Below are 14,730 nucleotides of genomic sequence, written 5' to 3'. Positions count from 1 at the left end.
AATACCTATTTATTTTGTAAATTTAGAGAGCTTGAGGTTATCTCGAATCAACCCTACTAACTCGATAACATCGCGTCGTGTACTTTTTATTATTAAACAAAGAAAAATATAAACTGCAGGAATGAAAAAAACATATAACCCAATAGAAACTAGAGAATGACTAGGGAGAAGATTTATTACAAAAAGCTCAAATAGTAAACCGAGGAATAGTGAAATTAGCAACGGGGAGGCGATGGCTAAAAATAACTGTTTGGCTTTAATTGGTAAATAATGTGCAGCATAAATAAAAAACAGGGGAACTCTAATAAATAGAGCTGACAAAGTTACTCCGAAAAGAAGCCCCCACATGCCCCAAAAACTTCCTATAATCAAGGCCATTAACAGTATGCTGAAAGTAATTATCTTCCATTTCAGTAGCGCTTTTGCCTGCCCCATAGCAACTAACGACATTGCAGTTAACGTTGTTATTGGTGTAGCAATTGTTGCGATTGATAACAGCTTAAAAATGGCAATAGCTTCTACCCAAGACTCTCCAAGTAAAGTTAAAACAATCCATTCAGCGGAAAGAAACATCACCAATGATATTAGAAAAGTAATTAAAGACAGTTTAGACATTAGCGAGATCGTAAGATTTTCCAGTTTTTGCGGGTCGACAGCAACTCTGACTAGAGTTGATTGAAGTACTTTCAAAACTGGCATCAAGGCTTGGTTTTTGGGAATTGAAGCAAGTCTGAATGAACGGTCAAACAAACCAAGCGCATTAGCACCACCAATTATACCAATAGAAAAAGGGGTAATATTATTGGTAAAATAATTTACAAAATTGACGCCCGTTAGATTTGCTCCAAATCCAACCAAAGCACCGATTTCGCTGCTTTTCTGATAAAAAGAAGGTATCCAGCCTACCACCCACCAAGTCATGACAACCCTCACTACAAAAGTCGAAATTGTAGCGAAGACCAAAGACCAATAACTGAACCCCTTGTACGCAAATATAACACCAACAGTATTTCCAACAGTTACCGAACATAGATCAATTGTCGAAAGCGCTTTAAACTGCATGCGCCTTTTCAATATAGCCTCGTGTTGTACAACAAAACTACCAATCAAGAATGTACTGCTCAGGGCCAACATAGGGAATAGCAAACTGTCTTCACCATACAGCCAGCTCATTAATGGACTCGCTGCTGCGACAACCAATGTAAGCAAAATGCCCAATGATATGTTAATCCAAAATAGATTTGATACCTGTGTGTGAGTAATAGTCGCTCTTTGAACAGTTGCCATTGACAGTCCACCATCCAAAAGCGTCATACCTAGAGCCGTCACAACGGCAATCATAGCTATCAGACCAAAGTCGTTAGGCGACAATAAGCGCGATAAAAGTGCAATAAAACCAATTTGAAGAACAACCTTAAAAGCTTGCGCAATAATTGTTACAGCGGCACTTTTAACAGAATGCTCTTTGAGGTTTGATTCAAGGTGTCGAACTGAAAAAATTTCATCTCGGTTCATTATTTTTGATTTACTAGTCACTCAATTAACCAATTTAGCAGCATAAAACTTATTCAACCGACAAATAGAAACAAACGCACATTATCAAAATTGAAGGAAGTAAAGCCCCTGTTAGAGCCCACAGTTTACAACTTTAAATTCATCAACCATGCTATTCAGATAATAGCTAAAACTTTTATTCATAAATTCAGTTTGACTATCTAAGACAAGTTGAGATGGTGTCATATTCAGTCCCCCTAAAACCTCATTTTGGTTTATATGAATGATTTCGGTTTGATTGAAAATATTCCGATAACCATCGAGTATTTCATTGATAGACCAATTGTGTGTATTTATATTAAAAACACCTTGAAAATCCTCAAAAACATACTTTTTAATCATAGAAATCGCACTATTTAAAGGAACAAATGGTCGACGCTGAGTACCATCACCTTCAACTTTTAAAGGTTTACTGAAAATGGATTCTAAAAAGAACTTGTTAATAACAGCATCAAAACGCATAGACTTTCCAATACCAAAAACATTACCAAACCTATAAATGGCTACACTGTGCTTGCCTTTAAGGCGCTTCATTTGTGTCTCGCCAGCAAGTTTTGACCTAGCATAGGAAGTTACTGGATGTGGTATCGTCGTAGTTGTAGCTTCAGAATCTGTGCGACCATAAATCGAGCCGCTACTTGCGAAGAGTACTTTTTTTGACGTTGTGATCTTATCAAGTTCACCCACAAGAGCGGCGGTTCCCCAGTGGTTAACCTGATCAAAAAATTGTGGGTTTTCATCATTAAACGGAGTCCTGCATACTGCGGCTAAATGAATTATGACATCTACATTTTGTAAAGTTTGGTGCAAGGACTTATTGTCAAGTAAGTCACTACACTGTATCTCCAATTTACTTTGATGAATGTCATTCAATAAAGACAAAACACTGAAACACTTCCTAGAGAAATTATCGTAAACAATAACCGATTCCACTTCATCCAAATCTAAGAACATCTCGACCAAATTAGCTCCAAGATACCCTCCACCCCCTGTGACCAAAATACGCATTTATTTCATTCTCACTTTGCTAGATCAGTATGTAAACCACATTCATCTTTTTTCAATCCAGACCAGCGGCCACCTCGCTCAGATCCAATTGAATCAATATATTTTTGAGTACATGGAATACATCCAACACTCAAATACCCTTGCTCTTCCAGCGGATGTGATGGCAGCCCATTGTGCTTGCGGTACAAAAATATGTCTTTACTGCTCCAATTAAGCATTGGATGATATCTCAATAAGCCGTCAGAGTTTTTTTGAGTCTCTTTCATTTGACTTCGAGTTGTGCTCTGATCTGCTCTAACCCCACTAATCCAAACATCAAAACCTTTAAGAAACGCATTGAACGATGCAACTTTATTAAGATTGCAACATTTTTCTGGAGCCGTAGAAAACAAAAATCGATTGCTGCTATCGATCTGTTGTCCATATTCTACGTTAGAAGAAACGTTGATGATATGAAGTTTAAGCTCTTCGGCAACTCTGTCCCTAAATATATAAGTTTCCGGAAACAGAAAGCCCGTATCAATAAAGGCAACAGGGATTTTGGTATCGAGCTTCGAAATCATATGCAAAAGAGGAAGACTTTGAGTCTGAAATGAAGATGATACTACAACAGATTTGCTGTCATCTAGGAAGGAGTTCACCTTTGCAGAAAAAGTTTCAAATTGCTGGTTGAAATCGAGATTTTCTAATGATACTGAGCTCATTTTGGCCGCTAGTGAGACTTAAGGGATGTCCTGACAATATTATAGTGATAGTACTTTTGGTCAAGAAAAAATCACCCATATGATCAAAAATTACCAGCACCGAAATTAAGTAAAATAATTTTGTGTTAACGTATCAGCTTTTTACTAACGTTTCATATATCGAGTAAATTTTGTTTTTGGTTAGCTTTATATTGCAATCATCAACCACTTGTTGTCTAAATCTGGCAAACTGATCTTCGTCAAAAGAAGCATTATCATCTATAAAACACTGTATAGCATCGGCTAAAACTTCAGATGACTTTTCGGGGACAACTTTTACATAATTTTCATTTGGTGAACTTATGATCTCTTTCATTCCTCCTGAATCTGTTATGACAACTGGCAATGAGCACGCCAATGCTTCAAGAATTGCTACACCGAAAGTTTCCGCATTCCCTTTAGATGAGGTGTAGCTGGGGTGAACATAAAGATCAGCGTCATTCAACAACTGAGCGACGGTTTGATGAGAAACCGCCCCTTTAAATATTATTGACTTCTCAACCCCCAAGATTTTTGCTAATTGTTTGTTTTCTTGCATTGTCTCGCCACCACCAACCAATACTAATTCTACTCGATCATACCCTCGCTTCTTTAATGTACTAACAGCTTCTATGAGAAACTTTTGGCCTTTCCAGTCAACAAAGCGTCCCGTATGAACAATATTACACTTTTTATTCAACGTTCTTAATTTAGGAGCAGGCTTAAATAACCCTGCATTAAACCCATTAGGAACAACCTTGACTTTATCCGCTGAAATTGACAGCCTTTTATGAATTTCTTGCTCCAAATATTGACTTGGGCATGTAAAAACCACGTTACGCTGTGCCAACTTTTCTATGGAATCTCGATATCCACTAAATAATTTATCCACGTCAAACACATCGTAACCATGTAATGATATGACTAAGGGTATCTCAACTTTGCAATATTTTTGTATATAGAAGTTCATGTAGGCTGCCGTGCCAAAATGACAATGAATCACATCTGGTTTAAAACTAGTAATAATTGAATTAGCTTTAACGTAGTCCGTATTGTGCGCCAATCCAGATATTAACTTATTTTTCGCATTGACCAGTTTTTTAACATATTTTGACAAATAATTTAGAGATATATCAAAGACTGGTACTCTAGCAATATTACCTGTAATAACTTCATGAGTTACAATTGCTTGTTCTAAACTATCTTGTTCGCCTAGTTCATTTATTAGATCGATAACAAAAGTTTGTGAAACAGGTAAAAACTGCATTGTGTGATGAAGAACTTTCAAAAACTACTCCTTGAATAATCGGCCTGAAACCTCAACCATTAAGATACAATCACTCTCTGGCTGAATGTTACAACACTGAAGCAAATAAACTAGGATTATTAACAAGAGTTACAAGGATTTGATTAAACGAAAAATATATATGATAGAAGTAGAGCTTGCGCGAGGGGTTCAGTTTACAGATGGAATTGAAAAGCGGCTGAAAAAGAGACAAAGCACTATCAGTCGTGAAGTTAAGCGTTACCGGATTAGGGTTAGCCATTACCTACCTGAAGTTGCGCAGATAAAGGCTCTAATGTGGTGGTTATATGGTGCGATATATAAGAGGCCCGATATGACAGTTGCTTTTGTAGAGTTAGGATTGGATCAAAAGTAAAGTCCAAAGCTAATTTCGGTAGCGCTGACTCGATTGTTATGCGCCCACTGGCTTATGCAAAGCCAGAAGAATTCAAACGAAAGTCTGTCTAGTAAAGTCTGGTCGATTCACTCGTTTTGTGTTTTCATAAATCGATAGTATTACTTTTCTTGAAAAAATCTAATAATTGTAATTTTTCTATAAACCAATTGTTCGTTGTGGGCGTCAGATTCTGACGCAAATGATTCCCATCTCGATATAAAATATCGCCGTCTAAAGTGGTAATGCATTTACCTTTACTCGAATTGCACATTGTATCCACGAATGAAACAAACTTTACATTGTCGAATTGTTTTGTGGTGTTCGCCATTACCAACTCAGAATGTTTATGCGTTTTCTTAACATCTTCGCTGTTTAGGTAGGTATGGTCGCTGTCGCATTCTCTTCGCAGCAATTCAGTCATAGTATTGAACTCACATTCCGCAATATTAACGCCACTTTCGTTTCTAGGAATGTCGCCAATAACCAAAACCTGTTTATTCAAACCTTGAAGTTCTTTTAAAAGCTTTGTAAGCCCTAGCTTCATCAACTCTTGTTTACTTGAAGGTTTTTCCGAACCACTTTTGTTAACGTCTTCATAAAGCATTCTTAAATGCCCAGCCCAAGCCGCCGCGAGAATAACATAGTCGATATTTTTTTCGTTTCTTAATAATTCCAGCGTTGCTTGATGTTTTCTAGCGCACATATCAGTAAAACTCGGAAACTTTTTGTATCTTTCTTTTATCAAAACACCATCAAGGTAGGCAGGGCAGTCTCTAGGGGCAATAACCAATGCTATATCTTTATTGTGCAAATACTGCTGAAAGATTGGCGACCAGTGTATTGAATGGCTATCGCCCCACAGTATAGCTTTAGACTTAGTGGTAGCCCAGCTAGCGCCAACAACACAGTATTCCTCTTCTATTTTTTCAAAAAGTCGTACCTTCTCATTACATGGCCATTGCTGCATTAAATTGTGGTCGGTAATCGCTCTTGCCTGCTCACTAATTCTTGACGGAAACCCTTGGTAAAAGTAAACAGCGAAGCATACCATCATTACAAAAATTGACGTTGAAGCGCCTTTTAAAATTGTGTTTGTAGGAGTGTACTTGCTATACCTAAATTTCTCTTCTACAAACTTCCAAGAAACGTAGCCAGCGATAATGCTTAGCAGTGTTAACGTCGCCTGTTCAGTAGCGTTAAAGTGTCGCTCTGAAACATATATCCGGTAGTAAACAATTATTGGCCAATGCCAAAGGTACATCGAGTAAGAAATTTTACCAATAAAGCGCATAGGGCGTGTGGTTAAAAGTGCGTAGCCTACAACCTGACTGTTTTTAATTGTAGCAAGCACTATGATAGTCCCAATTACTGGAACTGCTGCAATCCACCCCGGAAAGTAAATAGCAGGGGTTATAAAAAATAATGAATAACCAAGCATTAACAAGCCGAAGCAGGCGAGTACGTTTATATTTCTACTTGAAAGAAAATTGAGTTTATGAAGGTTTAATGACAGTAAACCACCAGCGCATAATTCCCAAGCTCTAGTATGAAGAAGATAAAAAGAGGCGTCGGGATGTTTTGGTGTTAAAAGTACGCTCATAGCAAATGAGCCTAGTGTGATAATAGTTAATCCAATATTTAGGGCTTTCTTTCCTCCGTACCTCAATAATAAAAAAATCAGGACTGGAACAATAAAATAGTACTGCTCTTCAACAGACAACGACCACATATGCACCAAAGGCGAAATTTCAGTCGATTGGTCAAAATAGCCAGAATTTAAAAAAAACCAAACGTTAGCGGCAAAGGCAGAAGACATAACTGCACTTTTTGCGAGTTCCAGATATTTATCCGGCGTTAATATGAAGTAGCCGAAAAGTAGGGTAACCAATGTAAGTGTGAGAGCTGCTGGTAACAGGCGCTTAATTCGTTTAGCGTAGAACAGCGGTAATGAAAAAATGTTAGTTTCAAAATTCGAAACCAAAATACCAGTTATAAGAAAACCTGAAATAACGAAAAATATATCAACACCAACAAATCCACCAGATAAAAATGGAGCTTGGGCATGAAAAATTACAACGGATAATACTGCAATGGCACGAAGTCCATCTATCTCAGGCCTATATTTTGAATGGCCTTTTAGAGTGGTTTTCATTTGTCTTGTTCTTGATATTTACAATGTTTTTTGCAATGGAATCTTATAGTATACGTTTTCTGACGAAACTGTAAGGTATCAAAAATTGATTCTTACTTTTTAAAACGAAGCGTTGTGAAACATACGTTAACGCGCAAGATTTTGAAGGCTATTATCAGTAATGATCGAAAAAGGTTTTAGGCTAGATATTCAAGGGCTGAGGGCTCTTGCCGTTTTAAGCGTTGTTTTCTTTCATATTTCCCCGCGTCACATTCCGGGTGGATATTTGGGAGTAGATATTTTCTTCGTAATATCTGGCTACCTCATAATAGGTCAGATTTGGCGAAAACTATCTTGTGAACAATTCAGTTTTGCAGATTTTTATGCAAACAGGTTCAGGCGTTTGGCACCGTCTCTTATTGCTATGATATCCGTGAGTAGTGTTGTTGCTTATTGTTTGTTTCTACCCAGCGAATTTGAACAACTTGCAAACAGCGCGCTTTCTTCGCTTTTCTACTATTCAAACTTTTGGTTTTATTCACATTCAGGCTATTTCGATTCTAAGTTAGAATTTGCTCCTCTTCTACATACTTGGTCGCTGTCAGTAGAAGAGCAGTTTTATCTACTTTTTCCGTTAATTTTATTAGGCGTCTCAAAATATTGTAAAAGCACTAAACAAGCATGTGTCATATTGTTAGTTATTGCGGTTTGTTTTTTTTCGCTGAGCGAGTGGGTGTTATCTTACGATAGTTCGCTCAGCTTCTATGCCTCGCCAACGCGCTTTTGGCAATTTATGATTGGCGGAATAGTTGCAATAGTTCCCGCTACAAAATTAAATCACGGTGTCAGAATCGCACTGGTTTTAGCTGGTTTATTTACAACAATAACGCTGCTTTTCGTTTTTAACGAAAACACTAGCTTTCCCGGTGTTAATGCTGTCCCTATTACCATTGCTACTGCATTAATTATATATGCACGTATAGAAAAAGGTGTTATCCATTACGCGCTTGCCAATAAGCTAAGTCAGTTTTTTGGGAATATCTCATATTCATTCTACCTTTGGCATTGGCCCGTTATCGTTTTCTACAAAACTATATTTATAGGAAGCTATGTTTTACATGATAAATTGCTGGTCCTAATTGTCTCGATCGTACTTGGTACGTTGTCTTACTTTATTGTTGAAACACCACTTCGAAAAAAGCATCTTTCGGTATCATCCATCAAAACAAGTGGCACATTTTTAGTGTGTTCAGCGGTTTTAGCTTCAGGCATTTTTGCTTTAATTCCTTTCCAAAAGCAAGGTGTTGACCCTAACAAGGTGTTTTTGGAAAAATTTGAGAATGTTGATCATGGCAAAACCTTCAAACGTGGCGAATGTTTTATTACTTCCGCTAATCGGGTTGACGACTACAATGCCAATAGCTGTATAAACGTAATCGATGGAAGCATAAATATTTTGCTTGTTGGTGATAGCTTTGCTGCACACTGGGTATCTTCGCTTGAAACAACGCTACCTAACAATGTAACGCTCTCGCAATTAACCGCTAGCGGTTGCAAACCTACGATTCCTTTAGTAGGAGAGAAAAGATGCACCCAGCTATTAGATTGGGGTATGAAAGATGTCATACCAACTTTGAATTTTGATTTAGTTTTAGTCTCAGCTCGGTGGCGAGAAGCTGATGTTGACGGACTGGTTAATATGCTGGATTTCCTAAAACAATATACGCCGAAAATTGCTGTAATTGGTCCTCTTGTTGAATATCAGAGTTCGTTACCATGGTTGCTTGCTAGGGCTTCAGAAAATGCAATTCAAACAATGTCAAATTATACGAAGAGTTCTGAATTAGACTATGTACTCGGTCAGGCTGTTGATAGTAGAGGCGCAGTTTATATATCGTTACTACATAAAATGTGTCCAACTAGCGACAGGTGCATACTGTATGCGCCTAATGGAGATCCAATGCAATTTGACTATGGTCATGTTTCACATAATGGCGCGATGAGTTTGATCAATGAGTTTTGGGGCAATCAAGAAATCAAAAAGACGATAGAGTAAACGAGGTAGTAACCAAACGAAAAAATGGGGGGAGCATGCTAGCTCACCCCCGTAACGTTTATGCTTTCTCGATACTTAATTTGTATACTGCCATTACAGGAGCTGCTTCATACTTGCTTTGGGTATGGTCTACATTTTCTAACAAAAACCATAGGTTATTGTATTTAGGGTCAAAATCAGCGCCTATCACTTTTCGTAAAATACCGTTTTTAGGTTGAAACGGCATATCAAGTTCGCCGTATTTAATTGGTCTAATTTTTGTTGAAAGTAATTCGCCGTTCTTCGCTTTAAGTAAGTCTTTTACATCAAAAATCCAATAGTAATTGTAGTTATCTTTATAATCTCTAGAGCAAGGTCCACCGCATTTCTTTCCATTATTTTGCTTTATCTTGTAACCAATTGAAGAGTTATGACCACCCGAATGGCCAACTATGATGTAGTATTTTCCGTTCGGTTCAATAAACCCGTATGCCGCATAAGATACTTCCGTCCAAACATCATTTTTTTTGCTTTTATTGTATTGATCAGGGTGAAGCGGTGAATTTACAGAAAAGTTCATCATTTCAAAGGTAGGTATGACTCCGCCTTTTTTTTCTAGGCCAGCTAAAGCATCAATGTTAGAAGCGAAAGCACTTGGGCCAATACTTAGTCTTGTGTTGATAGGGACATTGCTTGCGTTTCCAACAATATAAGAGCCTGGAAATTCCGATTTTACAGAATCAGGAATTTTACTCATCCAACCCGCAGCATTAACTCTGCCCTGCAATTTGAAAAAGCCATTTACTTTAGATTTCTTTAAATTAGACGGTTTTCTTATTATGAAAGTTGTATGGGTATTGTCAGCAGGCGCGTCGTAATATTCTACTGCATTCACAAAAAGTTCACCTTCGATTAATTCCATACCTGAGATGGTATCTAAGTTCTGTGAGTTTTTAAGTTTTTTTGGGTTCTTAACGTATTGAACAAAAGGTTGTTTAATTTTCGCAAATGGTAATTTTTTTACTGATTGCGTCTTTTCTAAAGAAGGCATGGAGAACTCTGCAATACCTTGCATTTGAGCATGACCTGAAGCAAAAAAGTCGATTCCATTCGGCGCAATGGTAAAAACGCCATTTGTAAATGGCATTCTTGAGGCACCAACGTCGTCTACGCTAAACCTAAATGCTCCTTGGTATTTCAGATGTATGTCATCTGTAAGCGATATTTCTTTGTAGTCAGCGTTAACACTGAAAGCCGTGCTCAGTGCTAATAATATACTAGCAATTTTCTTCATCTTAGTGGTTCCTATCTAACTAATGTGAGTATTGGCTTTTACAGGGTAACATATTGCACTTAAGGACTATCTAACAGCCTAATTTACGCCTGCTTGTTCTAGCTCATCTAAAAGAAGTGGCATTTTCTCTTTATCAATTTTAAATATAAAAGTATTCGCCTCGGGTGTCGTTGAACTAAAAATTTGTAGCAGCTGGAATACGTCAGGCCTGTCCTCTGCTAACTTGAGCGCTGGTTCGCCACTTCGTTTAAATTTCTCCACGATCACCATGTAATCGGTTGAGTATTTAATCATTTTCTTTACAGAGTGAATATGGCTGTCGTCATTGAGCAGCGGAATAGCGTATCGATTCAATGTAAGCGGTATAACCCCCCAGTCATTTACAGCAACTACGGCGCCTAATGGGATTGTGTTTGTAGAAAAAGCCGAAAGCTTGTCTAAGTTTTGGTTTATAGGTTCGTAAATACTAATGTTTTTGTAATAAAGCGTGGTATTCAAAAAGCCTGCTATAACAAAACCAACTAACAACGCAACACTCACGACTCGAGTTAGATGCGCCTTTTTTGTAATCAGATTCATCGAGCTTACCATTTTTTGACAACACCAAACCACACCCATAACAAAAAATAGTGAAATAAAAGGTAATAATGGCAACCAATATCTACCTAATACGTACAGGTGTTTTTTAGTCAGTAGATCCACAGCAATATAAGCGGTCGAAAAGCCAATATATGTTAACTCCAACAATGACAGCTTCTTTATACATTTTATAAAACCAGAAATAGAAATGATCACAAAAAGGGGAGCAAAAACGAATTTGTAGTCTAAAGGAATATATCCAAAGTAACTCTCTAATATAGTCGATATACTGTAAAGAGGACGATAGACGGCGTATTTCCAGCTAGCGTTCACCCAGCTACTGTCTACATCACCATTCAAGCCAGGGGCATATAAGCGTTGTCCCGAAAGAGAGAAAAAGAACTGATTGGCCATATTATATGCGTCAGGAGTATGCAAAATATAATTTCGCAGCGTCCACAATATAAAAGGAAATACTAACAAGAAGCCTGTAATAAAGAACATTTTTACATCAATGGTACGTTTATATAAGAACCATAGAAGGGCAATGCCCATTGCAAATACTAAAAACAACCCTTGAAATCTTACCAAGGCGCAAAACGAAACAGCAAGGCAAAGTAAAACTAGTGTGCTTTTGTTTTGGTGTTTATTAAAAACACGAAATAGTAATAAACAACAAAAAGTAAATAGAACAAAAATACCGTCGGATAAAACAGGGTGTATGCTCTCAATAAAAACGTACGAAGAGCCAAAGCCAATTGTAGCGACAAAAGCACTCAATTTTGAAGAGGTAATTTGATAGAACAACAAATACCCTACATACAGTGAGCCCAGAGTTAATACGCTGAAGACAAGTTGCGTTGTGTAAATACTTGTACCAAATAACATGTAGCCTAGAGTGATAACGCTGCTAGTGCCCGGGTAATATTGCAAGTTTGGCAGTGTGTTGAAGTAGTATCTTCCGCTGTTTAATACTTCGATTGCACTTCCTAAGTAATAACCTGAGTCAGGGTATGCTAACCAAAATTGGGGAGTACTTATTAAGAAGTAACTACTTATGATGGTTAGGAATAGGAGCGGTAATTTGCTGACTCTTGCATTGGCACTATACATGTTCACCCACCTTCGAACCCACCAAGCGATTCCACTTTTTACTTATTACCGTGTCTGAGTAGTTGTCTTCCCAAAACTGCTTGGCAACGCCATTGTATTTTTCTTTTGATTCAAGGATTTCGTTAACTTTTTGTGCCGCGTCTTGCACATTTTCGTGGTCTACTAATTTTACTGCTTCACAGCGTTTGTAGTGTTGAAAAGCGGCTATGTTAGAAATAACGCAAGGAATACCAGCACTTAGAGCTTCTGCAACGACTAGACCAAACGTTTCATGAGTACTAAGAAATACAAACACGTCGATATTGTTGTAAATGTCTTCTTTTTTCGAAATCCATTGTCTATTTATCGTAACTGGTTTTGAACACTCAACGGTCTGATTATAATTAAAAATGAATAAATGCTCGGCGTTAGTGCGTTCATACGTACGTAACACTCCATTTAAGTTCTTTCTTTTTTCATTAAAATTACCAACAGACCCCAAGTTGCTTTGAAATCGCGTTTTTCCGACCTGTTCTACGCGATTGGGTATAACTGTCGCTTTATCTTTGTATTCTGGAAAGTCGTCCAATTGACAGGTATCTACAAAATGAATGTGGTCAGATGCATCTAAAGTTGCTAATAAATCGCTAGGTTTTCTGCCGTGACAGTGATGCAGCAGGCAGTGACAAGACACTATCACAGGGCATTGGAATGTATATCTAAGCTGCTTTATTGTTTTAGCGTCTGTAGTGTCATCAACAATGATAAGATCGTAGTTAGTATTTTCATTCAGTTTGACAATTAGATTTATCGACGGCTTAACTAACTTGTTTCTATTTGCGCCTAAATGAGTAAAAAGCTCTACACTTTGATATTCCGATATCATTTCGGCTATTGAGTAAAAAGCGAGTGAGCCCCCAGTTAGTCCATCAAAAGAAGGGTACATCAATACAGTATGCTTTGATGCGTTGTTTTTATGCCTTACTTTATTTTTCGCATAATGCAGAGCGTTTACAACACTAAGCAACTTCTGTTTTATTCGCCATAACAGCATTTTTATCAACCTTGTAAACAAAAAATGTGCATGCTGCAATTAAAACAAGCCAAATAAATACTTCGGCTCTCATTCTGTTTATAAATGTTATACAAACAAACCATGAGATAATTGCTGAGTGCAGAAATGATATGGATAAATAGGCCGCTTCATCTTTTACTTTATTCGCATATCTTCGAATAGTTATCAGTTTTCTATAGATATAGAAACAAAGCGACAAATAAAAGCACGCGCCCAGATAGCCAGACTCTGTCAAAACTTCAAACCAAGTCGAGTGCACTGTTTTTGAACGATTGCCACCAGTATCGACGTTTTCCGGGATGTAGCGGCTTGATAGACCATTAAATCCTAGTGTACCCAACCCCATAGGGTAATCCAGTGACATATTGATGGCGGCCTTCCAAAATTCAATTCGGGTGCTACCTGATTCTTTTGTTCGGTCTTCTGTTTTTGCTTCTTGGGTAATAGTGGAGAACCTTTCCAGTGCCGCTTTATCTAAAACCGAAAACAATCCAATAATACCCACAAATGCAATAGCAAATAGTTTTCTTTTGTGCTTAAAGATATCAACTTTAATTACAAGCAAATTTTTAGCAAGTATTAGCGCGCCAATGATTACGCCTAAAAATGCACCCCGGCTATTAATAAGAATAAGTGCATTTGCAAGGAGTCCACAGCTTACTAACCACGCAGCCTTACTTTTAAGGCTTTTGGCAGTGTAGAAGTTATGTGCAGCAAAAAACAGCGCAGGGCAGAGCATTGCCGCAGTGTCGTTCGCATCTGGTGCGTCGACCGTACCAACACCTTCCACTCTATCCCCAGCGTTTCTCCCTATTTGGTAAGTATAAAAGGCAAGGTAAGTAGCTCCGATTGCGTAGCCATTTTTGATGATAGAAATCGATTCTCTGTTGATACAAAGTTTATAAGCGCAGAATATGACAATAAGTGATTTTATTAGATCTTCCACAGCCATGATGTGAAATACTTGGAAATACGCCACAAAGTATGTGGCCGAAAAGGTGGCAGAAAACAGCGTTAGCAATACTAGTGGCGTCGACTTAAAAAGGTTGCCGCTACGTTCACGATATTTTTTAGAAAATATACATACTAATAACAGAAAAGTAGAGCTACTAAATGCGTATTTAAAATCTGGTATCTGATAATTCCACCATCGATAATTTGGATTAAAAAAGTAGACAAGTTGATACAAGAAAAAGGCGTAAATAGGCTGCTGCTTAAATGTATTTACAACCGAGTAGAGTATCGAGGAAACAAATAAGAGAGCATGCATTTTAGTTACTCTCTTTTAAAGACTTTCGGCTTTCAAATTTGTAACCCTTCATGAAACAACAATCCCAAAGGTAGTAAAATTGGCGGTATGAATGCTTTGAGGAAAAAAAGTACTGTATAAAGCTTGTGAGCTGTCTCTTGAGCGCCCACCTTGGATAACCAAAGAATGTTTTTGTATTAACGAGCTCGCCATTTCGCTTCTGCTCGTGTACGAGTGCTCTCCCCGCTTTAAAAGCTCTATTGCTTAACCAGTCTTTTGTAAATTGAGAAGGTTGAATTATATGCTTCA

Annotated in this window: 11 protein-coding genes; 2 read left to right on the top strand and 9 right to left on the bottom strand. The window is 37.7% G+C overall.

Annotation, left to right across the window (positions count from 1 at the left end; all coding sequences use genetic code 11):
- Positions 1-9 precede the first annotated feature (9 nt).
- From V6N89_RS15070 to V6N89_RS15055, 4 genes are all read right to left on the bottom strand, one after another.
- Entirely contained in the window at positions 10-1,536 is a 1,527-nt protein-coding gene (locus V6N89_RS15070) for a lipopolysaccharide biosynthesis protein (protein WP_338518265.1), read from the bottom strand.
- A gap of 90 nt (positions 1,537-1,626) precedes the next feature.
- Positions 1,627-2,562, bottom strand: a complete 936-nt coding sequence (locus V6N89_RS15065; RefSeq protein ID WP_338518264.1) for an NAD-dependent epimerase/dehydratase family protein — start codon at positions 2,560-2,562, stop codon at positions 1,627-1,629.
- Positions 2,563-2,573: 11 nt separating this feature from the next.
- On the bottom strand, positions 2,574-3,266 hold the full coding sequence (locus V6N89_RS15060; RefSeq protein WP_338518263.1) for a phosphoadenylyl-sulfate reductase: 693 nt from the start codon (positions 3,264-3,266) through the stop codon (positions 2,574-2,576).
- A 133-nt stretch (positions 3,267-3,399) separates the two neighbouring features.
- Complete coding sequence (locus V6N89_RS15055) at positions 3,400-4,572, bottom strand: glycosyltransferase family 4 protein (RefSeq protein ID WP_338518262.1); 1,173 nt, start codon at positions 4,570-4,572, stop codon at positions 3,400-3,402.
- 139 nt (positions 4,573-4,711) lie between these two features.
- Here V6N89_RS15055 and V6N89_RS15050 point away from each other — a divergent pair, with 139 nt between their 5' ends.
- The gene (locus V6N89_RS15050) at positions 4,712-4,945 is read left to right on the top strand and encodes a hypothetical protein (RefSeq protein WP_346992888.1); all 234 of its coding nucleotides are present in this window, start codon (positions 4,712-4,714) and stop codon (positions 4,943-4,945) included.
- Between the two features lie 124 nt (positions 4,946-5,069).
- Here V6N89_RS15050 and V6N89_RS15045 read toward each other — a convergent pair whose 3' ends face one another.
- Complete coding sequence (locus V6N89_RS15045) at positions 5,070-7,118, bottom strand: acyltransferase family protein (RefSeq protein WP_338518261.1); 2,049 nt, start codon at positions 7,116-7,118, stop codon at positions 5,070-5,072.
- 160 nt (positions 7,119-7,278) lie between these two features.
- Here V6N89_RS15045 and V6N89_RS15040 point away from each other — a divergent pair, with 160 nt between their 5' ends.
- On the top strand, positions 7,279-9,153 hold the full coding sequence (locus V6N89_RS15040; RefSeq protein WP_338518260.1) for an acyltransferase family protein: 1,875 nt from the start codon (positions 7,279-7,281) through the stop codon (positions 9,151-9,153).
- A 58-nt stretch (positions 9,154-9,211) separates the two neighbouring features.
- On the opposite strand, the gene V6N89_RS15035 is transcribed toward V6N89_RS15040, so the two are convergent.
- The 4 genes from V6N89_RS15035 to V6N89_RS15020 all read right to left on the bottom strand — a co-directional run bounded on the left by V6N89_RS15035 (position 9,212) and on the right by V6N89_RS15020 (position 14,442).
- Positions 9,212-10,426 carry a hypothetical protein gene (locus V6N89_RS15035; protein ID WP_338518259.1) on the bottom strand — a complete coding sequence of 405 codons (1,215 nt, stop codon included), beginning with the start codon at positions 10,424-10,426 and terminating at the stop codon, positions 9,212-9,214.
- Between the two features lie 78 nt (positions 10,427-10,504).
- Positions 10,505-12,118: an ArnT family glycosyltransferase gene (locus tag V6N89_RS15030; RefSeq protein ID WP_346992887.1), complete on the bottom strand. Its 1,614-nt coding sequence runs from the start codon at positions 12,116-12,118 to the stop codon at positions 10,505-10,507.
- Positions 12,111-13,151, bottom strand: coding sequence for a glycosyltransferase family 4 protein (locus V6N89_RS15025; RefSeq protein ID WP_338518256.1), 1,041 nt, complete (start codon positions 13,149-13,151; stop codon positions 12,111-12,113). Before V6N89_RS15025 ends, V6N89_RS15030 begins: the two co-directional genes overlap by 8 nt.
- A complete protein-coding gene (locus V6N89_RS15020; RefSeq protein WP_338518255.1) occupies positions 13,117-14,442 on the bottom strand; it encodes an O-antigen ligase family protein in 1,326 nt (441 codons plus the stop codon). The genes V6N89_RS15025 and V6N89_RS15020 overlap by 35 nt, the downstream gene beginning before the upstream one ends.
- Positions 14,443-14,730 lie beyond the last annotated feature (288 nt).

The organism is Alteromonas gracilis (genome assembly GCF_036870955.2).
Classification (GTDB): Bacteria; Pseudomonadota; Gammaproteobacteria; order Enterobacterales; family Alteromonadaceae; genus Alteromonas; species Alteromonas gracilis_A.
Note: the sequence above shows the minus strand (reverse complement) of the source record. Positions and strands in the feature narration are given on the sequence as shown.

Bases quoted from the DNA above. Each gene is read 5' to 3' on its own strand.
- V6N89_RS15065 (WP_338518264.1), bottom strand. From the start codon at position 2,562: ATGCGTATTTTGGTCACAGGGGGTGGAGGGTATCTTGGAGCTAATTTG.
- V6N89_RS15060 (WP_338518263.1), bottom strand. From the start codon at position 3,266: ATGAGCTCAGTATCATTAGAAAATCTCGATTTCAACCAGCAATTTGAA.
- V6N89_RS15050 (WP_346992888.1), top strand. From the start codon at position 4,712: ATGATAGAAGTAGAGCTTGCGCGAGGGGTTCAGTTTACAGATGGAATT.
- V6N89_RS15045 (WP_338518261.1), bottom strand. From the start codon at position 7,118: ATGAAAACCACTCTAAAAGGCCATTCAAAATATAGGCCTGAGATAGAT.
- V6N89_RS15040 (WP_338518260.1), top strand. From the start codon at position 7,279: ATGATCGAAAAAGGTTTTAGGCTAGATATTCAAGGGCTGAGGGCTCTT.
- V6N89_RS15035 (WP_338518259.1), bottom strand. From the start codon at position 10,426: ATGAAGAAAATTGCTAGTATATTATTAGCACTGAGCACGGCTTTCAGT.
- V6N89_RS15030 (WP_346992887.1), bottom strand. From the start codon at position 12,118: ATGTATAGTGCCAATGCAAGAGTCAGCAAATTACCGCTCCTATTCCTA.
- V6N89_RS15025 (WP_338518256.1), bottom strand. From the start codon at position 13,151: ATGCTGTTATGGCGAATAAAACAGAAGTTGCTTAGTGTTGTAAACGCT.
- V6N89_RS15020 (WP_338518255.1), bottom strand. From the start codon at position 14,442: ATGCATGCTCTCTTATTTGTTTCCTCGATACTCTACTCGGTTGTAAAT.